Below are 25,056 nucleotides of genomic sequence, written 5' to 3'. Positions count from 1 at the left end.
AGTGCGGCTGTTACGGGGCGCACAACGCGTGAACAACAGGTGTGGAAAATAGCTGCTGTTAATCCGAAAGGCTGTACAGCGGGCTGCTCTCGGGGCAGTACATTATGAAGCGCAGGGTCGGCCCTGGCAGAGGATCAGTCAAAAAACACCCGATGTTTTTTGCTGGTCCGCATTTATTTTCCTGCTTTTGTCGACATATCTTGTTTTAAATCTCTAATGTTGTTTTTCCCTTACACCTTAATCAAAATTACGGAAAGTGTTTTTATGGAGAATTGTGTAAGGGAGGGTAAGTCATGATACGGGAAGTTTCTCTTTTGGCGGATCAGGTGAAAGCACTGATGGACAATGCACCGATAGCGGTCTGTGTCAGTTCAGCGGATACATACGAGATACTGTACGCCAACCGGCTGGCATGGGAGACATTTATGTCGGGTGCGGATCCGGAGGAAAAGTATTGTTATCAGGTGGCCGGTTTTGACAGGCCGTGCGCGTTTTGCCGCAGGGAGGAGATCAGCGGACCTGAATTGCTGTTCCGCGAATACCGCCATCCTGCCAATGGCAGAATCTATCAGCTCAGCGGCAAGATCATAGACTGGAACGGGAATGCCGCGCATATTGAATATATACAGGACATCACGGACAGAAAACGGGAAGAAGAGCAGTCAGCTATCCTGAAAAAAGAGCTTCAGGACACATTCAGCAGTATCCCCTGCGGGCTTTGTGTATACCGCTATGACGGAACCGGGATTCGGCCTGTCTTCCACAACCCTGCTTTCTATGAGATCATGGGGTATTCGGAAGAACACATCAGAAATGTGGAGGAAAAGACGGAATACATGGGAGTGCACCCTGACGACTGCGGTGCTCTCCGGGAAAAGATCCAGAAAACGATCAAGGCCAGCGGTACCATGGAGCACACTTACCGGGTCTGGAACGACAGGAAGGCGGAATACGGCTGGATCCATCTGCAGGCATCTGTAAAATCCCAGACGGACAGGACAAAGCTGCTCTATGCAGTCTACAGGGATGTGAGCGGACAGGTGCAGATGGAAAAGGAGCTGATAGCGGAAAAGGATAAGGTACAGGATATTGTCAATGCCATTTCCGGCGGCGTAGCCATTTACAGAATATCTGATATCTTCGAGACAATCTATTTTTCAGACGGTGTTCCGGAGCTTTCCGGGTATACGGTAGAGGAATACCGCGAGCTTGTTAAGCGGGACGCTGTGGAGATGACATACTGGGAAGATACAGAGATGGTCATCGAGAAGGTACAGGAGGTCATTCGCACCCATAAAGTGCTGGTATTTGAGTTCCGCAAGCAGCACAGAGACGGACATATTGTCTGGGTGCGTGCTCATGTAAAATGGATCGGGGAAGATAAGGGCTGTCCGCTCCTCCACTGTGTGTTCCACAACATATCTGATCTGAAGGAGACACAGCTTGAGATGGACCATCTGGTGAACTCCATTCCGGGAGGAATCGCCAGCTATCGTATCGAGGGGGAACGTATCACTCCGATTTTTATATCAGACGGTGTTATGACACTCTCAGGCCATACCAGAGGGGAGCTGGAACAGTATGACGCGTTCCGGCTGATCCATGAGCCGGACAGGGATCGTGTGCTGTCAGCCATGCGGGTTTCCCTGGAAACCGGCAAGGTGCTGGATGTGTCTTACCGAATCAGGCACAGAGACGGGGGACTTGTCTGGGTCCATTTAAGAGGCAGGAGAATGGACGCCTGCTCAGAATCTATGCGGTTCTACGCCGTGTTCACCGGCATGTCTGCGGAGGCGAGACTGTTCCAGAGCATTGCCAATGATACGGCAGACGGAATCTATGTGATTGGAAAGGACAATTATGACTTGCTCTATGCCAATGAGTCCAAGCTTCTGTTTCAGAAAGGAAAAAAATGTCTGGGACAGAAATGCTACAAAGCCATGTACGGAAAAGACAGGCCCTGTGAGTTCTGTACCCAGAAAGAGCATCGGCCGGACGGGGAAGAACACCGCATGATGGACCCGGAGAATGACCGCTGTTACAGTATCCGTTTCCGGGAGACAGACTGGAACGGCATCCCGGCGTATATCAAGTACGTGAGAGATGTTACAGAGGAAATGAGGACCCAGAGTGAGAAAGAGAGGCTGGAGCAGTATTTCCAGAATGTGCTGAAATACCTGCCCGGAGGCGTAGCAGTGGTAAGGTATGAGCCGGACGGCAGAATGATACCGGAATTTCTGTCGGAAGGCTTTGCTGAGATGACAAAGATGACCAAGGAGGAGGCCTGGGCAATCTACAAAAAGGATGCCATGGCCGGTGTGCACCCTGATGACAGGGCATTTGTGAATCGGCGGATGGAGGAGTATATGGCTGCAGGGGATGGTCCCTGTGAGATTGTGTACCGTTTAAAAACAGGCGGCGGGAATTATGTATGGGTGAAGAATACCCTGTCCCTGGTCAAGAGCGCCAACGGAGAAAAACGCATCTATGCCGGATTTCATGATATGACAAAAGAGCGGGAGGAGAAGGCACAGATACGGAAGCAGTATAATGACCTGATTCTGCAGCATTACCGCACACCGGGGCCAAACGCTCTGATCGTGGGACACTGCAATATAACACAGAACAGGATATTGGAGATTCTCGATTATACGGATTCAGACCTTTTAAAAACATTCGGAAGTGTGCGGGAGGAGTTCTTTGCCGGAATTGCGGAACTGGTGACAGACCCGGATGAAAAGCAGCTCTTTCTGGATACCTACCTCAATGCACCCACACTTGCCGCGTTCAAAAAGGGAGATACAGAGCAGATCCGGGAGTGCTATGTGAAACTGCCGAAAGAAAAGAACGGGCGGTATGTGCAGTTCAAGGTGAACCTGGTGGAAACACCGGATACAGGCGGCGTAACAGGAATCCTGACTGTGACGGATATTACGGAGCAGGCCATATCCGAACGGATACTGAGGCAGTTGTCTGTTACCAGCTATGACCTGGTCGTTGATGTGGATGTGCTGAAGGACAGCTATACTGTCCTGACCGGCAGCGGGACTGCGGGAGAGGATGTAAACCACCGGGGATGTTATTCCCGGTGGATCATGGAGAAGTATTGTATGGGTATAGTGCCCAGGGATAAAGAACATGTCACCAAAATGCTTGCCGGCGCATATATGATGGAGCATCTGAAAAGGGAGAACAGCTATTCCTTCCATTATTCCATCACAGACGAGAAGGGGGATGTGCTCACAAAAAACATGACGGTATCGGCTGTTGATCTGAGACTCGGGCGTGTGTGTCTGGCAAGAACAGACATCACGGATTCTGTGCGGGAGCAGCAGAGTATGCTGAATGTGGTGGCTTATACCTTTGAGCTTATGGCTTTTATTGACGTAAACGACGGCCGTGTGACCATGTACACCCGGCAGACCGTGCTGGAGAACCTGTCACCCTATATTTTGGAGGGATACAGGGAGCTGGTGAAGAATATTACGGACTTTTATATCACCAGTCATATTGAGGAGGAGAATGAACAGTACTTTGATCTGGGCAATATGATGAAGCGGCTGGAAGAAAAACCTTCGGGGTATGATTTTGTACTTCCGTACCAGTCAGAGAACGGGCTGCGGTACAAGCAGGTGAATGTGCTGTGGGGAGATAGGGGACACCGGAGGGTCTGCATGGTGCGCGCGGATGTGACAGATATGCTGGCTGCGGAGCGTGAGGCAAAGGATGCCCTGCAGGAAGCACTGGCCCTTGCGGAGAAGGCGAACCGGGCAAAAAGCGAATTTCTTTCCTCCATGAGCCACGATATCAGGACACCTATGAACGCTGTGATCGGCATGACCTCCCTGGCCATGGCCAATCTGGATGAAAAAGAACGGGTGAAGGACTGCCTGCAGAAGATTTCCTCCTCCTCCAAATACCTGCTCAGCCTCATCAATGATATACTGGATATGAGCAAAATAGAGCGCTCCAAGATCATGCTCAACCGGATGCAGATCTCTATGCCGGAAATGCTGAAGGAATTGTCGGCTATGATGGAACCTCAGGCGGAGGTAAACGGCCTTGCCTTTTCCATGGAAGCCAGGGAAATCCGCCACCAGAATTTCTATGGGGATAAGCTGCGCATAAACCAGATTCTGATCAATATTCTGAGCAATGCCATTAAGTTTACGCCTAAGGGAGGCAGAGTGGAATTCCTGGCGGAGGAGACGGACCGGGGCTGTAAGGATGGTCAGGTCTGCTACCGGTTTACCATCAGCGATACCGGCATCGGCATGACGGAGGAGTTTGTGGAGCATATCTTTGAGCCATTTTCCAGAAATACCAATACAGTGGGGATTGAGGGCACCGGGCTGGGTCTTAGTATCACGAAAGGTCTTGTGGATCTCATGGACGGTAAGATATGGGTAAAGAGCAGACAAAATGAGGGCAGTGTATTCTGTGTGGAGATCATCTGTGAGACCATGCAGGGCGAGGCGGCAGTAAAACAGGATGGGGACGGGGAGCCTGAGAGACAGGATGACGCTCAGATATTAACAGGCCGCTGTTTCCTGGTGGCGGAGGACAACGCCATCAATTCAGAAATTCTGTGTGAGCTGCTGAAAATGTACGGAGCAAGATCCGTGGTGATGACAGACGGCATACAGGCAGTCGAAGAATTTCAGCGGGCAGAGCCGGGGACCTATGACGCTGTCCTGATGGATATCCGTATGCCGCGGATGAACGGATACGACGCGGCCCGTGCCATCCGCAGAATGGCGAAAGAGGACGCGGGAACCATTCCGATCATAGCTATGACAGCCAATGCCTTTGCGGAGGATGTGCAGGAGGCTTTGGAAGCGGGAATGAATGCCCATGTGGCAAAGCCTATTGATGTGAAGATACTGCGGGATACGCTGACAGGACTGCTGGCAGGGCAGACTGCCGGGGAATGAATAAAGATTACAGAGTTTGATTTATGCAGAAGATTTCGGAACAAGCAAAGGAAAATATCAACGGTTGCTTCCGGCATCCACGAGATCTCACAGCAGATCATATCCAACGCGGATAATTCTGACCATGCCAACAAAAAGGCATCCAATTTGGTTTTTCCCGTTTCTGATGAGTGGAATATAGGAGATGATAGTGTGAAATTAGAAAGATATCAAAAGTGTTCTGATATTGCCCGCGGACTGAAAAAAGCAGATTTTGTCCTGAAGAATGCAAAGATTGTCAATGTTTTTACAGAGGAGATCCTTGAGGGGGATATCGCTGTGGCGGACGGTATGATCGCCGGGATCGGCACATACGAAGGAATCCGTGAGACGGATCTGGAGGGAAAATATGTATGCCCAGGGTTCATTGACAGCCACCTGCATCTGGAATCTACGCTGGTGACGCCGAAGGAACTGATCTCCCAGGCCGCCCTGTGCGGAACGACTTCCTTTATTGTGGACCCTCATGAGTCTGCCAATGTGGCCGGTCTGGCCGGAATCGACTATATATTAAGGGAGACAGAGGAGGTATCCGCCAATGTCTTTGTTATGATGCCGTCCTGCGTACCGGCTACGGGGATTGATGACAATGCGTGTACGATCACAGCGGAAATGATGAAGCCCTATCTCAAGAACAAACGGATCCTGGGACTGGGGGAGGTCATGGACTACATCTCCGTGGTGGAGGGAAGCCCCCATATGCACGAAAAACTGTGTCTGTTTGACGGGAAAGTGCGGGACGGACATGCGCCGTTTCTTGAAGAGCCGGACCTGCAGGCATACGTTATGGCGGGCATTTCCACAGATCACGAGTGCTCCGCATACGCCTATGCGGTGAGAGAGCAAAGAAACGGAATGACGGTTCACATCCGTGAGGGCAGTGCCGCCAGAAATCTGCAGGACATTGTTCAGGGGATTGTGGAGAACCATATGAGCACAGAAGGCTTCTGTTTCTGTACGGATGATAAGCATATAGAGGATATCAGGAGGGAAGGACATATCAATTACAATGTGAGAAAGGCCATTGCCCTCGGCATCTCTCCTATCCGCGCCATCCGGATGGCCACGATCCAGCCAGCCAGGTGCTACGGACTGCAGCGTCTGGGAGCAGTGGCCCCGGGCTTTCAGGCAGACCTTCTGGTGCTGGAGGACCTTAAGGGGGTCAATGTCCTGGAAGTCTATTTTAAAGGACAAAAGGTGGAAGCAGAAAATGCCTGTCCGGTCCACTCCTGTCCAAAAGAGCTGAAAAACACTGTGCATGTAAAAGGATTTACAAAAGAAAAACTGAAATACACCGGTTCCGTCCCCTGCCATGTCATCCGGATGGAGGAAGGGCAGATCACCACAAGAGACATCACAGTAACAGATATCTGCCAAGATGATCTGGAGGGAAACGGCATCCTGCAGAAAATCGCTGTGGTTGAAAGACACAGAGGAACGGGAATGACAGGTGTGGGCTTTGTAAAGGGCTTCGGGCTCAGATGCGGAGCCGCAGCATCCAGTGTCTCCCATGATTCTCATAACATCATCGTGATCGGGGATAATGATGAAGATATGGAGCTGGCTGTCAGGGAACTGATCCGGACGCAGGGCGGGTATACCCTTATAGAGAAGCATCAGGTCTATGAGACACTGGAGCTTCCCATCATGGGGCTGATGACGGACATGGGATTTGAAAAGGCCAATGAAAAGCTGGAGAGGATGATCCGGAAAGCCCATGAAATGGGTGTGCCGGGGGGAATGGATCCCTTTATTGCCCTGTCCTTTATGGCGCTTCCGGTCATTCCGGAGATCCGGATCACGCCCAGAGGGATATATTCCGTGACAGACAGTACCTTTTACCGCTGACGTAAATTGCGGGCAGATACAGCAGGGCCTGTGAGTTCTGCATAAAAAAAATGCCTGATCACAAGAGAAATGAGTTGAACTGACGAAGGCAATCTTTTATAATAGAACTATCCTGAAAGAGAACTATGCTGACAGATAAACCAGAACAAGGAGGTAAGAAATGGGCGAAGTGAAAAGAATGAAATACCTGGCAGGGGGACAGTGGCTGGATACGAAATCAGGCAAATACACGCCAGTGTATAATCCAAGTACCGGTGAGGTGCAGGCAGAAATACCAAGCTGTACCACAGAGGAAGTGGCATATGCCATAGAATGCGCGAAAAAGGCATTTCCGGCCTGGCGTGATACCCCGGTGATGAAAAGAGTACAGGTACTCTACAAATTCCGGGATCTGCTGGATCAGCACTGGGATGAGCTGACAGAGTGCTGTGCGAGAGAGCACGGAAAGAACTGGAAGGAGTCTGCCGGTGATATTGCCAAGGTGAAGGAACCTGTGGAACTGGCCTGCGGAACGCCGACGCTCATGATGGGAGAATCCATGATGGATACCTCCAAGGGATATGACACCGTCAGCTACCGGGAGCCTCTGGGCGTATTTGCGGGAATCGCTCCCTTTAATTTCCCGGGTATGATTCCCATGGGCTGGATGACGCCGATCTGTATCGCTACCGGCAATACCATTGTCATCAAAGCGGCTTCCAAAACACCGCTGACCGCGCTGCGCTGCGCAGAGCTTTGGCAGGAGGCAGGACTTCCGGATGGTGTGCTTAATATTGTCACCTGTACCAGACAGGAATCCGAGCAGTTTTTGACCCATCCTGATGTGAAGGGAATCTGCTTTGTAGGAACCACAGGTGTGGGAAAACATATCTACGGCATTGCGGCTGCCAATGGCAAACGCGTCCAGGCCCAGACAGAGGCAAAGAACCATGCCCTGGTGCTGGAAGACGCGGCTCTTGAGCGCACCGCAAGAGGAATCATCAATTCCGCTTTTGGCTGTGCCGGAGAGCGCTGTATGGCCCTTCCCGTGGTGGTTGCCCAGGAAAGCATAGCGGACAAGCTGGTAGAGCTGCTTATAAAATTCGCAGGTGAACTGAAAGTAGGCCCTGCCTATGATAAGACAACGGATTTGGGTCCGGTGGTGGACGCTGCCCATAAAGCAAAGGTAGAGAAATGGATTGAAAAAGGTGTGGAAGAGGGTGCAGAACTGGTCCTGGACGGACGCGGCATCAAAGTGCCCGGCTATGAGAACGGATTCTACTTAGGCCCCACCATATTTGACCATGTGACAGAGGATATGGCGATTGGCCGGCAGGAAATCTTCGGACCGGTTCTGGCTGTGAAGCGCTGCAAAGATTTTGAAGAGGGCCTGGAAATGATGAACCGCAATCCGTTTGCCAACGGAAGTGTTATTTATACCCAGAGCGGTTATTACAGCAGGGAGTTTGCGCGCCGCACAGACGGCGGAATGGTGGGAATCAATGTGGGAATCCCGGTTCCGGCGGGCATCTTCTCCTTCAGCGGCCACAAGGACAGCTTCTTCGGCGATCTGCACTGTCTGGGCAAGGACGGTGTTCGCTTCTTTACTGAGATAAAAGCAGTCACCACCCATTGGTTCGACGAGGAAGAGAAAAAGGCAAAAGAGGTGGATACCTGGGAGGGATCCGTAGGCGGCAGCATGTAAGGCTGAATCACAGCACCCAAATGGTAAATAAATCAGTGACACGGTTCGCAGGAAGATTCCTGCGGACCGTTTTGCGAACGAGGAGGTGATGCAGAAGTGAAGGATATAACGAACATAGAATTTCGTTCAGGGAGCAAGGAAGAGAGACTTCCGGGGTTTGCTCCTGATTTTCCTTACATTGCCTCCCGGGCGGAGCTGGACAAATACATAGGACGTTTTGTGCCCTGGCATTGGCACAAGACCGTGGAATTATTTTACGTGGAAAGCGGTGTGCTGGAATACAATACACCCAAAGGGAAGACCGTGTTTCCTGCCGGTTCCGGAGGAATGGTGAACTCCAATGTGCTGCACATGACGAGAGCCGGGTCAGAAGGAGAGCGGAATGTACAGCTCATCCATATTTTCGACCCTTCTTTCATCGCCGGGGAACCGGGGAGCAGGATAGAGAAGAAATTTGTCCTTCCTGTTGTGGCGGCCTCCCAGTTGGAGATCATGGCATTTTATCCAGGAGACCCGGCGCAGGAAGAGGTTCTCGCGCTGCTTCGCCGCTCGTTTTCCCTCTCGGAACAGGAGTGGGCATATGAGATCAAACTGCGCGAAGTGCTCTCAGACATATGGGTCAGGCTCCTGTCAGTATCTGCCCCGCTTCTGCAGGAAGAAAGAGAGGCCGGAAGCTCGGATGACAAGATTAAAATGATGATGATCTATATCCATGAGCACTACCCGGAAAAGATTACGGTGGCAGAGCTGGCGGCTGCTGCCTTTTCCAGTGAACGGGAGTGTTACCGTGTCTTCCGGGACTGCCTTCATATGTCGCCTGTGGAGTATCTGCAGAACTTTCGTCTGCAGATGGCCTGTAAGATGCTGGCAAAAGGCAGGGATACCATCACAGCAGTCAGCCATGCCTGCGGCCTGGGAAGCAGCAGCTATTTCGGAAAAGTCTTCCGCGGTTATACCGGATGTACCCCCACGGAGTATCGCCGCAGATGGCAGGATATTGCTAAATTAAGGCAGGAATCGGATAGTTTTTTATGAAAAACTGTACTAAAATGATACTTGTGAAGAACAAAAACTTCATCATAACGGGGCCTGGCTGGCTGACAGCCGGGTCCCTTCCTCTATATAAATATATATTATATCTATGCCTTTACAGAGCGCTGTACACCTGTTATGGTAATAATTAGGAATAAAATCAACGGAATCGACTGAAATGGTTGAAATATATGATACGGACAGAGAGGTGCAGAGATCATGTGGATAGTATATGCAGTAGGGTCTTCATTTTTTGCGGGAATCACATCGATTCTGGCAAAATGCGGTATCCGGGAGACGGATTCTAATGTGGCGACAGCTATAAGAACCGTTGTGGTACTGATATTCTCCTGGCTTATGGTATTTTTGACAGACGCATGGGCGGGAATCGGACAGATCACCGGGAAGACCATGCTGTTTCTTATACTGTCCGGGCTTGCTACAGGGGCATCCTGGCTCTGCTATTTCCGCGCCCTGCAGACAGGGGATATCAATAAAGTGGTCCCCATTGATAAGTCCAGCACAGTCCTTACCATACTGCTGGCATTCATTTTCCTTCATGAGGGGGTGACGCCTGCAAAAATAGCTGCTGTTTTTTTAGTCGGCGCAGGTACCATGCTGATGATCTCAAAAAAAGAGGCAGCGGACGGCAGCGGACGGGGTGGCGGAAGCTGGATCGTATTTGCTTCTCTGTCGGCTGTGTTTGCAAGTCTGACAGCCATTCTGGGAAAAATAGGGATCACAGGCGTGGACTCCAACCTGGGAACGGCGATCAGGACAACAGTTGTCCTTTTTATGGCCTGGATCATGGTCTTTGTCACAGGAAGACAGCATGAGATTAGGAAGATACGGAGGAATGAACTTTTCTTTATTGTGTTGTCAGGGCTTGCTACAGGGGCGTCCTGGCTGTGCTATTACCGGGCTTTGCAGGATGGGGCGGCAAGTGTGGTGGTTCCCATTGACAAGCTGAGTATCCTTGTGACGATCGCTTTTTCCTGGATCGTGTTCCATGAAAAACTTTCAAAAAAGGCAGGGGCAGGTGTGGTGCTGATCACTGCGGGGACGGTTATGCTGGCGGTCCTGTAAGGCTTTTGGACTTAAGACAATCCTCGTTTACGGGTGGTTGTCTTTTCTTTCTGTAATTATGAATTTTAACGAAGAAATGTATGCAATTTATTGCGTGGCAATGTAAATAGTGTTACAATCAGGGTATTACCTAACATGAACAGGGTTAATGTTTACAGGGAGGACAGGAATGAAAAAAAACAGCGGACTTAACGAACTGATCTATGAATATTATGAATCCCGTATCCTCTTTGGCGTATACAGATATGGGGAACAGTTGTTGTCAGTGCCGAAAATCTGTGCCTCATTTCGGCTGGGGCGTAATACGATTCAGATGGCACTGGATAAACTGGAAAAAAACGGTTATATAGAAACCGAAGAGCGGAAAGTGGCAAGGGTGGTATATCAGGGAACCGAAGAAACCTTCAGGGAGAATGCCGCAAAATATTTTGTGCCCCGCAAAGAGGGAATCCTGGATTTTGAATATGCAGGTGAACTTTTGTTTTTCCCGATGTGGAAGATTGGGGTGCATAATCTGGAAACGGATATCCGGGGAAATTTAAATGAGAACCATGATACAGTTACGGACCAAACGGTTCCCATACCTGTAAAGCTGTATTTTGAGGTTCTGCGCACTTTTCACAATGATCTGCTTTTAAATCTTTACTGGCAGTGCCTGCGCTATCTCAATTTTCTATATCCGAAAAGAGATACGGATATACCGGTTTTAGCCGCAGGCGAAACTTTGCCGGAGACAAATATGCAGGGGCTGAAGTCAGAGTTTGATGACTATTTTGACAGTATACAGAATGAAGTGCTGGAATTCATCGCACATGCCGGTGAAGCATATCATTTGGAAAACGTCAGGCAGATCCCATTTTCGTGGACGATTTACCGTCGGCGGCCCCAGGTGCGGTATACGCTGGCGTCTGTGATCATCCGTGAGATTTTATGGGAGCGTTATCCAGTCGGCAGCTATCTGCCCTCCCTGCCCAAAATGGCGGAGCAGTACCAGGTATCTTTAAGCACAGTCCGGAGAACACTGGATGTACTCCATTCTCTGGGTGTGACCAGAACCTATATGGGAATCGGGACAAAGGTCTGCCTGGAACCCGTGGGTATGGAGGTTATGAAGATATCGGAAATCCGTGAAAATATGCGGCTTCACGGAGAAGGTATGCAGATTTTGGCTATGACAGTCCGCAGCGTGACACTCTTTACCATGGAATCCGTCACGAAAAGAAAGAGGGAGGAATTCCTGCGGTCAATCACAAAACTGCGCGGAAAAACCAGCAGTATTCTTTTCATTGATGTGCTTCTGAGCTTTATCTCCGCGGAATGTCCCTCTGCGATCATCCGGGAATGCTATGATAAACTCAGGGAGCTGAACACATGGGGCTATATTTTATCTGCGGTACTGATGGGAACCGGACAGCTTGACGCGGATTATACCGGGTTTATCGACCGCCAGGAAAAAGATCTGCGGACGGATGACTTTGATGCGTTTGCGGAACAGTGGCAGATATTTATAGAGAACAGAATGAAATTCTTTTATTCTAAATTTCCTTTCCGGGAGGAATGAAAGTGGTTTTTATATCCCTGCAGCTTTGCATTCAGAATTGTCTGGCACAGGACCGGAATCGAAACAGATACGGGATATAAGGGGGAGTTCTATGCAAAAGAAAATATTTCCTATCATTTTAACAATAGCGCTGCTGATATCCAGTTTGGTTTCTTTCTTTTACATTTACAATCTTCAGGGAAATGCGAAAGTGATCAACTATGCAGGTGTTGTGCGGGGGGCTACCCAGCGCCTGGTTAAGCAGGAACTGAACGGTCAGCAAAATGATTCCCTGGTGGAAAAAATTGATGGTATCTTAAAAGAACTGCAGACAGGGGAGGGGGATGTGGGACTCACACGCCTGAACAGTGATGCATTTCAGGAGCTGATCGTTGAAATGCAGAGAGAGTGGAAAGACCTGAAAGAAGAGATTTACCTTGTCCGGGCCGGAGAGGGTGCTGAAATTCTCTTTGATGACAGCGAGACATTCTTTGCACTGGCGGACAGGACTGTGGCGGCGGCTGAACAGTATTCCGAAAAAAGAGTCCGATCCGCTGCAGTGAGCCTGCTGATCCTGAACTTTGCATTTATCATTCTTGTCATTTTGATCTATATATATAACGCAAGGCAGGCAGAGCGCCAGAGGGAGCTTGAGAAAGCAGAGGATGAAAACCGGAAAAAGAAAGAACAGCTCTCCAGGCAGGAGGAGAATCTGCAGGCACCCATGAATGACATTTCTGAGCTCATGTACATTACAGACATTGAAAATTATGATCTATTGTTTTTAAACCAGGCCGGCATGGAAATCTTTCATGTGGATTCCCTGGAAGGGAAGAAATGTTACCGTGTCCTCCAGGGAAAGGACGCACCCTGTGAATTCTGCACCACACCGATCCTGAGGGAAGGTGAAAATTATACATGGGAGCATGACAACCCCATAACCGGGCGCCACTATATTCTGAAGGACCGTCTGCTGGAATGGAACGGGCGGCCTGCCAGAATGGAGATTGCTTTTGATACCACGAAGGCGGAACAGGAGAAGCTGTTTTTGAAATTTACCCTGGAGGCGGAGAAACTGGTGACAGACTGCGTGAGCATGCTGTATCAGCAGAAGGATATCATTAAAACTTCAGCACAGGTTCTGGAGAAGTTCGGAAGTTTTCTGCATGCGGACCGTGTCTATATTATAGATATCAAAGAGGATAGGATGTATGCCCGTTTGGAATGGTGTGCGGATGGAATCATTTCCCATAGGGAGCGGCTGCAGGGGATTCCGGTTTCCCTGATTGAACGCTGGATCCCTTATTTTAACAGGAAGGAATGTGTCATTATCCAAAACGTGAATCAGCTTGGGGATACGAATACGGCAGAATACAGGCTTTTGCGGGAACATGCGATCACCAGTTTGGTGGCAGCGCCCCTTGAAAAGGGCGGGACACTGCTTGGCTGTCTGGTCGTTGACAATCCGCCGGCAGGGCAGATTGTCAGTATTGCATCACAGCTGCAGACCCTGTGCTATTTTCTGCTGCTTGCGCGCAGTAATGCGCAGAGCCAGAAGGAGCTTTCGCGGCTGAGTTATTTTGATACGCTCACTTCTTTTTACAACAGAAACCGTTACATTGAGGATACCAATGCCATGACACACACGGACAGCCCGGCAGGAATCGTGTACCTGGATGTGAACGGATTAAAGGACATCAATGACCAGTACGGGCATGAGTTTGGGGATACGGTATTGGTCGAGTGTGCCAGACGGATGAAGCAGGTATTTGAAGGCGCTGATTTTTACCGCATCGGCGGTGATGAGTTTGTGATCATCTGCCCGGGGATAGAGAAGGATGTCTTCCACAGCAAGCTTCGTGAACTGAGGGCACAGTTCCAGAAAGAACCGCATTACCGGGCGGCCATTGGTTCCCGGTGGACAGAAACGGTCAGCAGCTTAAAAGAGATCATTGCGGAAGCGGATGCCAGAATGTATGAGGATAAGAAGGAATTTTACCGGCAGAATCCTGTCTCACAGCGTTACCGGCATCACAGCGATGAAGTCCTTCATCTTGCAGATCCCGGTATTCTGATGGAGGAGATACAGCAAAACCGGTTCGAGGTATATCTCCAGCCAAAGGTTTCCTCATCAGACCGTATGGCCGTGGGCGCGGAGGCTTTGATCCGATACCGCTCCAAATCCGATACCCTGATGCTTCCCGGGAATTTTCTGCCGCTGCTGGAGGAAAATGAGTCTATCAGCCTGATCGATTTCTATGTGTTTGAATTTGTCTGTGTAAAACTGAAAGACTGGATCAATCAGGGAAAACAGGCATTTCCGGTGTCTGTAAACTTTTCCATCTCATCCCTGATACAGTCTTCCTTTGTGGAGCATCTGACAGGCATCTGTACAAAATATGACATCTCACCGGAGTATCTGGAGATAGAAGTTACCGAGAAGATACATGATGTGGAGGGGCTTGATATTAAGTCTCTGATCACAAATCTGCACAATGCGGGATTTGCGGTTGCCATTGATGATTTCGGCACAGAGTATGCCAACCTTGCCCTTTTGTCTGAGATTGACTTTGACGTGCTCAAGCTGGATAAGAGTATGATCGACAATATAGCCGTCAATCCGAAAACCAAAACCATTGTGGGCCTCATTTCCGGTGTCTGCCATGACCTTGGTGTCCATATGGTTGCGGAGGGCATTGAGACAGAGGAACAGTTTATGACACTGCGCTCCTGCGGCGTGGATTCGGTCCAGGGATTCCTATTCAGTAAACCTGTGCCTATGAAGGAATATGAGGAACGTTTTTTGAAAACAACAGATAGTGAAAAATAAAAATAGGTCTGTAAAGCGAACTGCTTTGCAGGCTTTTTTTTGCAGCGGCCGGTTCCGGCAATGCTGAGGGAAGTATGATTCTCAAAAATATCTCTTCTTGTCTAATGGGCGCATATTAAGTATAATATAATTAGAATCTCAATCTCAGCAAAAAGGAAGAGGTAACTAAAAGTAATCATGAAACGTAGAAATGGATTTCTAAAATGGTTCAAAAACCAAAAATTAGGCCGGAAGATTTTATATACCTTCATACTTGCATCCGTCATACCGCTTCTGGTGGCACAGATTTTAATGCTCTATGTCATTGTAAACAACATAAAAGAAAAGGTAGACACCCTTATGGTGAACCAGCTTGCCCAGATATCAGAGAGGACGAATCTAACCCTGGATATTTACACGAATCTTGTCTACCAGATCTATGCGGATAACCAGATTATTGAAGGAATCAAGGTTTATGAGGCAGAGGATTCAGAGGTTAAGGCGCGTATCTACCGGGAAATCTGTGATAAACTGCAGCAGTACGGAACTTCCGTCAATGGGATTGAGTGTATCAGTATTATCCTGCCGGACGGACAGGATATTACATATGATTTCGGTATGGCATCCGCTGTGGATAATCTCTGGGAAAGTTATGAGGATATGACATCCATAGAGCCATACCGTCAGGCACAGGATGCCACAAATATGATCATATCACCTACCCAGCGTTTTGTTCGGGGAAACCAGGAGGAACGGATCTTCCACATAGCAAAGCAGATGTATGACTTTAAAGATATCCAGAAGGGTCCCATTGCCTCAGTGGTGACCAGTGTCAATGAATCTGTCTTAAATGCAGTGTGCAGCACGGGGCAGACAGAAAAAGAATCGGAAATTTATGCGGTTAATTTTATCACAGACCGCATGGGTAATGTGCTCACTTATCCCAACTCCTTTTACTCCGGCATAGCCATCAGCACAAATAAGACCATCAAGGATTTTGTGAAGAACACAGGGGAGCTGAAAGGAAAAAATATTGCTGTGAACCGTTACGAGGACAAGCAGCTGGGATGGATCTTTTATAATGCATATGACAGGGATTATATGCTGCGTGATGTGACAAGGATCCAGTTTCTGACCATTTTTATCGGTGCGCTTTTGTTTGCCGCCTCTATTTTGCTCATACGTTATACGGTTAGTCTTATAGAGCGGTCCACAAGGAGTATTGTAGGGGGAATCCAGCAGGTGCAGAGCGGTAATCTGGATGTTCAGGTGCATGTGGATACTGAGGATGAGATGGGACAGATCGCGGACAATTTCAATACCATGACAGGAAAAGTCAAGAATCTGATCACAGAAGTAACTGAGATCACACAGAAGCAGAAAGACGCGGAGATACGGGCGCTGGAGGCTCAGATCAATCCGCATTTTCTGTACAATACGCTGGATTCCATCAACTGGATGGCGATTGAAAAGCAAGAATATGAGATTAGCAAAATGCTGCGCAACCTGGGGATCATTCTCCGGTACAGCATAAATAAAAGCAACCAGATGGTGACCATCTCGGAGATGGCAGACTGGCTGGAAAAATATGTCAGCCTTCAGAAAATGCGGTTCAACAATGCTTTTATCTGTGAGATATATGTAAGTGAAGAGGCAAAAAATATCAGGATCCACAAGCTTCTCATCCAGCCTTTTGTGGAAAATGCAATCCTGCACGGGTTCAAGGGCATTGAGGGCGGAGGAATCCTGCGGGTTGATATTATCGTGTCAGAGGACAAGAAAGAGCTGGATATCATCATAGAAGATAACGGAAAGGGAATGCCGCACGGTATGGCTGATACCTTTAATGATCCTGAGAAGGCGGTCCGGGATGACGGCAGGAGCATCGGCCTGAACAATGCATTTGCCCGAATGCGTATGTATTACGGTGAAGATGTTTCATGGGATGTAAAGAGTATACAGGATATAGGAACTATTATTACACTGAAAATACCGGTACGGGATAAGGAGTGGAGACAATGAGGATCATAATCGTGGAGGATGAGATAAAAATTCGGGAAGGTATGGGAAAACTGATAGAATCACTGACAGACCATATTGTTCTGGGGGAGGCTTCCGATGGGGAGGAAGGACTTGACCTGGTTCTCCGTTTTAAACCGGATCTTGTGATCACAGATATCCGTATGCCGAAAATGGACGGCCTGGAGATGATCCGACGTCTTTATGAACAGAAAATACCGGTACATGCAGTTATCCTGAGCGGATATTCCGAATTTGGGTACGCTAAAAAAGCTATACAGTATGGGGTGGATGATTATCTGCTGAAACCTCTGGCAGTGGATGACGTGCAGGATATGCTGGAAAAAATTGAAGAAAAAATAAAAAAGGAACAGCTTACCAAGGGCAGTCCTGAGGTGCATCTGAGAAATCTGATCTTCGGGGAAGAGCAGGAGGAGGAAAAACAGTATGACATATTGGAGAAGGTATGTGGTCTGGCAGAACAGGCCCAATACATTCTCTTTGCCGGGTACATAGGTTCCGCACCGGCTTCCTACAGAGAACAGGCAGAGAAAGCCCTGGAAGAGCTGAGAGAGAAGTACCGGGAGATAAAATGGTACGCTTTTTATATGGAAAACCTGCAGGAGTTCTATATTCTGGCCTGCGCAGAATGGGGATTTGAAAGGATTTCGGACCTGGAAAAATCTTTTTATAACAGACTGATTTTCCACTGGCAGGATAAGGAGGAGCGGCCAATCTGGACCAGACAGGCGTTCCAAAGTCTGAGAGATCTGAAGAAAACAGCACAGAACCTGAATGATCTTATTTTTTGCTCCCTCATATGGAACCAAAAGGGATGGCTTACCAGGGAGGATGTGAAAGCATATCACCCCGCCCCCTTTCTGCCCCCCGCTGAGATTTATACACGCATTCGCAATGCTGTCTGTCAGGGAAATCCGGAAAAAGAAAAGGAAGGGGCAGAGGAATTTCTGCGCTATATGAAGGATGGGCATTTTGATGCGGATGATATCCGCAGGGCTTTTGTAAAGAATTACTATATGATCGGAGATACCCTGGAGGACATAGACAGAGCACTTTTTGAGCATCTGAAAAGTGCGAATCTGATCCGGAATATAGAGGCAGCGGTCACCTGGCATGAATTGGAGAATGCGTACAGGGATGTTATCCAGCTCATCACCAGCACCAGGGTAAAGCGGGAGGATATCAGCAATTACGTGATCAAAAAAGCTATCAATTATATAAGGGAGCACTATCAGGAGGGCCTTACGCAGGAGGAAGTTTCCCGGGTCCTGGAGATCACACCCGAATATCTGAGTACCCTTTTTAACAGGGAGATGGGAATCACATTCTCCAGTTTTCTGAAGCAGTTCCGCATGAGCCATGCCAAGCGTCTGTTAAAAGGAACGGATATGAAAATTTACGAGATCGCAAAAGCCACCGGGTACAATGATCCTAAATATTTCCAGAGGGTATTTAAAGAAGAGACAGGCGTATCGCCCGGTGAATACAGGCAGATGAATTAGGAGGTAAGATGCATGAAAGGTATACGAAGTATGGTTCTTGTCTTTTGTGCCCTCTGCCTGGCTGGATGTTCCGCGGAGGGCATCAGGGTGGAAGACGGTGAGAAAAAAGAGCGGGAAGAACTGGTACTCTGGAGTTATTACGAGACTGAGAAACAGAGGACATCCATGGATGAACTGGCAGATGGATTTAATGCCTCTCAGGAGCAGTATCACCTCACATGGGAATATCACGGGCCAGTGACGGAATTCAGCAAAAGACTGGCAATCGGAATCACCCAGAACCAGCTTCCTGATATGGTGATCATCGACAATCCTGATATGCCCTCCTATGTCAGTATGGATAAGCTGGAGGATATTACAGAGGCAGTAAAGGAGATAGAGGATTTAGATCAGTATTTTCCAAATGCCATGGAATCTGTGGAGTATGAGGGACGCTATTACGGACTTCCTTTTTGCTGCAACAATGTGGCTTTGATCTATAACAAAGACATTCTGGAACAGAAGAAGATTGCTGTTCCCGAGAATTGGGAACAGCTTGAGACGGCTGCCGGAAGTCTTACAGAGGAGGGCAGGTACGGGTTTGCCATGTCTGCTGTCAGCGGGGAGCAGAGTGCTTTCCAGTTTGCTTCTTTTATGCTGTCAGCCGGTGATGAGCTGGACCAGGCAGGCGGGGAAGGGACAAAAAGGGCATTTCAGTTCATACAGAATATGGTGGAACAGGGCATGATGTCCAGGGAATGTGTAAACTGGTCACAGAATGACGTGGCAAGGACCTTTATTGCAGGAGAATGTGCCATGATGGAAAACGGGCCATGGGTATTTCCTGCTCTGGATGATGCTGGCATCAACTACGGCGTTGCAGCATTTCCCGGGGACCAACGATATATGGGTGTCCGTGGAGGAGAGAACATAGCAGTGCTGAAAGGGAAAAACAAAGAGGGAAGCGTTGCGTTTTTAAAATATTACAGCCAGATTGACACAATGCTGAATGCAAATCTGAGAGCGAACTCTCTGCCTCCCAGAAAAGATGTGGCAAAATTGTTTTTAAAAGCTAAGCCGGAATACGGGATCATACTGGAGCAGATGGAAAACTGCATCTCAAGGACCAGTTTTGAAAACTGGTCAGTTCTGTCAGAGCAGTTATCAGAAGGACAGTATGAGATCATTACGGGAGTGAGCACACCGGAGGATGTGTGCAGCAGAATACAGGAAGCGCTGAAACAATAAAGAAATAGATGCAGAACATGGACAGGGTGGAAATTCAGTTGAAGAATTTCCACCCTGTTTAATCTTTTATACTGTAAGACAGAAAGGTTTTTAGTTATATTTTAGATAACAAATAAAGTTGCAGATACAAAAGAATGAAAAAACAAGAACAGAAAACATGCAGATAGTTAAAGGAGAAAATACAAATGATTTTAGAGGTTATGTTAAACTCAGAAAAAGATGCAGTTGACTTTGTTTCAAAAATAACTGCATTTCCGGAACATGTAGACTTAAGCTATGGTCATTATTCAGTTGACGCAAAATCTATACTTGGCGTTCTGGGAATAGGCGTTGGAAAGAAGGTAAGGTTATCTGTTTATTCAGATGATACAAAGACATTGGTAGAAAGTATTAGGGGATATATCGCATCGTGACAGAAGATCAATTATGAGACCTCTCGGGGGAAAGGATTCCTCAGAGAGGTTTTATGCGTAGTGATTCGTGTGAAATTTCTTAAGTTTTGGCTGGATATCCATATTGTTTATGGAAAAAGAAGGTGATAAATTTACATTAAGAAAAGGAGGCGTTCCATGAAACATGATATAAAAATAGAAAATAAAAGTTTGGAAATGATGATATCAGAAAAGGGATACATTTCAAAATTAACCATGAAAGATGACCCGTATAAAATGAACTGGGTCATTGAAGAAGCATATTTATCGCAGGCCGGATATCAGGATGCAGATAAGTTATTTGGATATTTTGATATTACGGCAGATGGTAAACAGCGTAACAGCCGTGAGTTCTCTCCTGTGATTGAAAAGGAAGGTGCAGAAATCACAGTTACATATGATTTTGGAAACATGAAGATCATGATGATTTACGACATGGGAAAGAATGACGGGGAGCTTCACTGGACCATCCATTTAGTAAACCAGGAGAAAAAAGATATCTGGATCTCAGATTTTGGGGTGTGGATCTCATTTGCCTATGTGATGTTCAGGGACAAAGAGGTACTCAGAAATATACATAATTCCGCAGCGGTATTCTCCTCCATATCTGACAATTATACGAAATTAAATGCAGTGCGCCGGGACAACCGGGGAGGAAATCTGGGATTCTATCAGGTTGAAGGCGAAGCCTTATCCATCGGTACTTACTGTGATTATGAAAATTTGTTTTTTGAAAACGTTTCCCCTTCTCTGGATGGAATGTTGTTCCATAAACTATATTTCGCAGGCGGATATCCGGAAGGTTTCCAAAACAAGGATTGGATATATAAAAAAGATGGCTTTATGCTGAAAGCAGAAGAAGACAGGACGTGGAAATATGTCGTAAGTATCAACAGAAATCAGGAAGAGTTTCTGGAAAAGGGCTTGAAACTGAATCATCCTAAAGTGGATTATACGCCGCTTAATATAATCGGTGAGACTGCAAGATTGACCGTTGAAGTTTCGGAATCTCTGAAAATCCTCTCAGCTGAGGCACTTTTTAAAGAAAATGACACAGTAAAGAGTTTGTCCATTGAAGTAAAGTATGAAGGAGAAATGTATCATCTCTCATACAAACCAACAGCATTGGGAGAGCATAAAGCAGTCATTAAGTTTTCAGATGGCACAAAAGATTTTGTGGTAATGAATGTCATGGATAAGCTGGATAGGGTCATAGACGAACGCGTGGCATATATTTGTGATGAACTTTATGAGGGAAAAGAGGGGAATCCGCCCTTTGCTTTTAAGCCGGTATCCAACCAAGGGGAATCTCTTGGAAAACTGAATCTCGTACTGAAGAAAAATCTTTTAGGTTCCCTGGATGTGGATCAGGTCAGGAAGGTAGAAAAAAGCGCAGTGGAATATGTGCGGCCAAAATGGTTTAAGGACGGAGATTTAAAAAAACCCCGTAAATTATACGGAGACTTCTATCGGTGCATGGATTTTGAATACATAGGACATTTGTTCTATCTGCTGTCAGAATTTGATGATCAGATTCTGGAGCTGTATACAGCAGACACGTATCTGGAGTGGGCAGCGGATGTCTTTGAGTTAAGGGTGAATCCGGATTTGCATGAAGATGAACGGGGAAAAGAGGAATCACAGATGCTGGGTGTCTATTTCCTGTATTTTGAGGATCTGCTCATAAAACTCAAAGAAAAAGAGCTGACAGAAAAACTGCAGACAATACAATCCCTGTGGGATAAGATGATGGACAGGGTCCACCGGGGGGCAGATTCTTATGCAGCGGCAATTACAGAGCATTTTTATGATAACGCGGGATTCGGACCTGCTGCCGGCGCTCTGAGCGTAAGCAAAAAGCGGGAGAGTGCGGAAAAATACGGTGAGCTTCTGCTGGCAAATATAGGATACTCCAATGATTTTCGGGCACAGAATCCGGATCGCTGGTGGGAAGCCCTGTCTTATATGACCCACTCCCTGTGGGGTGGCCTGACGGCAGCCGCAGCATATAAAGTCTTCTCCTATTTACAAAATACAGAATTCCTGGAAGGAAGCTACCGGGCCACTGCAGGTGTACTATACTGTTATGATACGCATGCAACGGCTGTAACCCCCTTAAAAAAGGGGATGGCTGTTTCCACCTATGCTGTTGCCGGGCCGCACATCAATCGTCCGGACTTATCCAGAGACCGTTTTGGACAGGCTGCTTTCTATAGGGACGGCGGTATTTTTGCCAGGTTATTCGACAGTGATGACCAGACACCTGACTGGGATATGGGCGAAGAGATGACAGCATATCTTGACAGCTTTGGACAGAAGACATTCATCATAAATAACAAAGGAACCTTACGTGTGATAAATGGCAGTTATGAAGAGACAGAGACAGGATATAAAATTACCAGCTTCGCACCATATAGCAGGGACTTTTATTATATATCAGAAGATGGTATGACTTTGTTAGAGCGCCAGGGAGACGGGAGAAGTGTTGTATTACAGATAAGAAGGTAACTATATGTCAGATGATATTATCTCTATTTCGGTTCCGCCATTTCCCGATTTTATAGAGGGAAACTATCGGATGATGAAAAAAGGCCAGAATCATATAAACAGAAGGAATCTAGGATACTTTGACCTGATTGCGGTGAAGAAGGGGAAGTTATTTCTCTCTGAAGATGACTCTCAATATGTGGTAAAGGAAAATGAACTGTTTATCTTATTACCTGACAGACATCATTTTTCATGGAGACCGTGTCAGGAGGATACGGAATTCTATTGGCTGCATTTTTATACAACGGCGCAGTGGAGGCAGAGCAGAAGAGCGAGCCGGTTTATTTCCAATCTGCCTATACCGGAATTACACTACCATCAATGTTCTTACACGCTTCATCTGCCGAAGCATGCGTTGATCAAAGAGCCGGCCATGCTGTTTGGACTGTTTCATAACCTGCTGGACAGTACAACTTCCGGTAAAGAATATATATGGAAGACGGAAGAGCTGTTTTTGAGATTTTTGAAATTCATTGAAAGTCTGGGTATGTATAAGGATAGAAGTACGGTGCTGGCAGAACAGATCTATATGTATTTAGAGAATAATTTAGGACAGCCTGTATCAAATCAACTTTTATCAGAGGTCTTCCATCTGCACAGTAATTACCTGGCAAAAGTGATGAAGGCGGCTTATGGGAAAACACCAATGGAGGTTTTGATGGAAATGCGGATGGAATATGCGAAACAATATCTGCTTCGTTCCGAATATGGGATAGGGACAATCGCCAAGATGGTTGGTTTCAATTCAGAGATATATTTTTCCAACTGTTTCAAGAAACGTATGGGTATTTCTCCGCAGAATTACAGAAAAAAGTATGAGGAGCACATTTAAAATGAGTAATACAAAAACAAACAGCAACGGCCTGTCTTTAAAAAACAGAATCGCGTACGCGGGTACAGATGCGGCAGGAAACCTATTGTACTGTACTCTGACCAGCTTTATTAATTTTTACCACACAGATGTATTCGGGCTTTCTATCGGAACAGCAGCCATAATCGCTCTGTTTGTCCGGATTCTCAATACCGCTACTGTTCCGCTGTGGGGGCTGGCAATTGATAAAACAAGATCAGTATACGGCAAGAGCCGTCCATGGTTTGCAAGGCTGGCAATACCTTTTGGGGTGTTTATGTGTCTTACTTTCTTTACACCGCATTTGTCGGGAAACTCCAGAGTTGCTTACGCGGCATTCACTTATCTGACCGCAAGCATCCTCTATACCGGTATTTCTACACCTATAACGGCCATTCTGCCCAATTTAAGTAATGAGTCCTATGAGAGGACAAAGCTGAATTCTTTTAGAATGATTGGAGGAAACATAGGATATTTTGTAACGGCGACATTTACCCTGACACTGGTATCCGTGCTGGGCAGAGGCAACAGACAGCAGGGATTCTCACTGACCGTGCTGCTATACACAGCTATTTCGGTATGTATGTTTTTCTATGCATTCAGGAATACGAGAGAAGTAAATGCAAAGACTGCTAAAAGTCTTCCAATCAGAGACAGCTTCAAGGCGCTCAGGTCAAACTGGCCGTGGGTTATCGTGGTGTTGGGAAGTGCTTTTTATTGGCTGGGCAACTCAACCAGAACCTCTTCCCTGATCTATTATTCCCGTTATTATCTGGAAAATGAGAATTATGTTTCTATTCTGAACGCATTGGTGTTGACACAGATGATCGGAGTTGCGGCCATTCCATTTCTGGCACGAAGATTATCAAAAACCTGTATTATGATTCTTGGATTCTTTATCGCTGCTGTAGGTCAGATATCCTTAGGTATTGCAGGAAGAAATTTTACAGTGATCGTGATTGCCTGGGTGATCACAAGTATCGGAACCGGGATTGCGGTGTCCATGCCCTTTGCCATGCTGTCTGACACCGTGGATTACGGTGAATATAAAAACGGAGTGAGAGCCAGCGGCTTTTTGACCGCAGTGGGAAGTGCAGTGGGACTTCAGGTAGGTACCGGATTGGGAGATTTTGTACCGCTGAAGCTGATGCAGCATTTTGGGTATGTTGCAAATCAGAAGCAGTCGGCGACTGCACTGGCAGCGATGAAGACCGGTTTCTCTTACCTGCCGGCTGCATTTTTCATCATAGGTGCGGTCATTATGATATTTTATTACAGATTCGAGAAAAACGAGAGCGTTGTTTTGGAAGAATTGGCTAACAGGAGAGAAAAAATCACAGATACGGATAACAGGCACCGTAATACAGTTCATAAAAATAGACTTGTGCAAGAAGTATGATCTGGTATGGTACTTTTGCTGAGCAGCCAACACAAGAAGCTGGAAGGAAGTGGAATCAACAGAATCTGAGAATCTGATCTACTTGGAG

At 47.2% G+C, this 25,056-nt stretch carries 14 protein-coding genes; all 14 read left to right on the top strand.

Going from position 1 to position 25,056, the window contains the following annotated elements:
• Positions 1–293 precede the first annotated feature (293 nt).
• The 14 genes from V8Q34_RS09605 to V8Q34_RS09540 all read left to right on the top strand — a co-directional run bounded on the left by V8Q34_RS09605 (position 294) and on the right by V8Q34_RS09540 (position 24,968).
• Complete coding sequence (locus tag V8Q34_RS09605) at positions 294–4,934, top strand: hybrid sensor histidine kinase/response regulator (RefSeq protein ID WP_335835319.1); 4,641 nt, start codon at positions 294–296, stop codon at positions 4,932–4,934.
• A gap of 192 nt (positions 4,935–5,126) precedes the next feature.
• A complete protein-coding gene (ade, locus tag V8Q34_RS09600; protein WP_033141899.1) occupies positions 5,127–6,821 on the top strand; it encodes an adenine deaminase in 1,695 nt (564 codons plus the stop codon).
• A 160-nt stretch (positions 6,822–6,981) separates the two neighbouring features.
• Complete coding sequence (locus V8Q34_RS09595) at positions 6,982–8,505, top strand: CoA-acylating methylmalonate-semialdehyde dehydrogenase (RefSeq protein ID WP_033141900.1); 1,524 nt, start codon at positions 6,982–6,984, stop codon at positions 8,503–8,505.
• A 96-nt stretch (positions 8,506–8,601) separates the two neighbouring features.
• Positions 8,602–9,540, top strand: coding sequence for an AraC family transcriptional regulator (locus tag V8Q34_RS09590; RefSeq protein WP_103731580.1), 939 nt, complete (start codon positions 8,602–8,604; stop codon positions 9,538–9,540).
• Between the two features lie 216 nt (positions 9,541–9,756).
• Positions 9,757–10,623 (top strand): EamA family transporter, encoded by an 867-nt coding sequence (locus tag V8Q34_RS09585; RefSeq protein WP_335835318.1) that lies wholly within the window; start codon positions 9,757–9,759, stop codon positions 10,621–10,623.
• 169 nt (positions 10,624–10,792) lie between these two features.
• Entirely contained in the window at positions 10,793–12,184 is a 1,392-nt protein-coding gene (locus V8Q34_RS09580; RefSeq protein ID WP_033141903.1) for a GntR family transcriptional regulator, read from the top strand.
• Positions 12,185–12,275: 91 nt separating this feature from the next.
• On the top strand, positions 12,276–14,993 hold the full coding sequence (locus tag V8Q34_RS09575) for an EAL domain-containing protein (RefSeq protein WP_148392283.1): 2,718 nt from the start codon (positions 12,276–12,278) through the stop codon (positions 14,991–14,993).
• Between the two features lie 177 nt (positions 14,994–15,170).
• A complete protein-coding gene (locus V8Q34_RS09570; protein WP_335835317.1) occupies positions 15,171–16,994 on the top strand; it encodes a sensor histidine kinase in 1,824 nt (607 codons plus the stop codon).
• Positions 16,991–18,514: a response regulator transcription factor gene (locus V8Q34_RS09565; protein WP_335835316.1), complete on the top strand. Its 1,524-nt coding sequence runs from the start codon at positions 16,991–16,993 to the stop codon at positions 18,512–18,514. Before V8Q34_RS09570 ends, V8Q34_RS09565 begins: the two co-directional genes overlap by 4 nt.
• A gap of 12 nt (positions 18,515–18,526) precedes the next feature.
• Positions 18,527–19,741, top strand: a complete 1,215-nt coding sequence (locus V8Q34_RS09560) for an ABC transporter substrate-binding protein (protein WP_033141907.1) — start codon at positions 18,527–18,529, stop codon at positions 19,739–19,741.
• 185 nt (positions 19,742–19,926) lie between these two features.
• Positions 19,927–20,154 (top strand): HPr family phosphocarrier protein, encoded by a 228-nt coding sequence (locus tag V8Q34_RS09555; RefSeq protein WP_335835315.1) that lies wholly within the window; start codon positions 19,927–19,929, stop codon positions 20,152–20,154.
• 156 nt (positions 20,155–20,310) lie between these two features.
• On the top strand, positions 20,311–22,680 hold the full coding sequence (locus V8Q34_RS09550; RefSeq protein WP_335835314.1) for a hypothetical protein: 2,370 nt from the start codon (positions 20,311–20,313) through the stop codon (positions 22,678–22,680).
• Positions 22,681–22,684: 4 nt separating this feature from the next.
• Complete coding sequence (locus V8Q34_RS09545; protein WP_033141908.1) at positions 22,685–23,551, top strand: helix-turn-helix transcriptional regulator; 867 nt, start codon at positions 22,685–22,687, stop codon at positions 23,549–23,551.
• A gap of 1 nt (position 23,552) precedes the next feature.
• Positions 23,553–24,968, top strand: a complete 1,416-nt coding sequence (locus V8Q34_RS09540; RefSeq protein ID WP_227211198.1) for an MFS transporter — start codon at positions 23,553–23,555, stop codon at positions 24,966–24,968.
• The last annotated feature ends 88 nt before the right edge of the window (positions 24,969–25,056 follow it).

Origin of the sequence: Blautia sp. JLR.GB0024, assembly GCF_037000545.1 — a bacterium.
Lineage (GTDB): Bacteria > Bacillota > Clostridia > Lachnospirales > Lachnospiraceae > Blautia > Blautia celeris.
The sequence above is the reverse complement of the archived record's forward strand: the minus strand, read 5'-3'. Positions and strand labels throughout refer to the sequence as shown.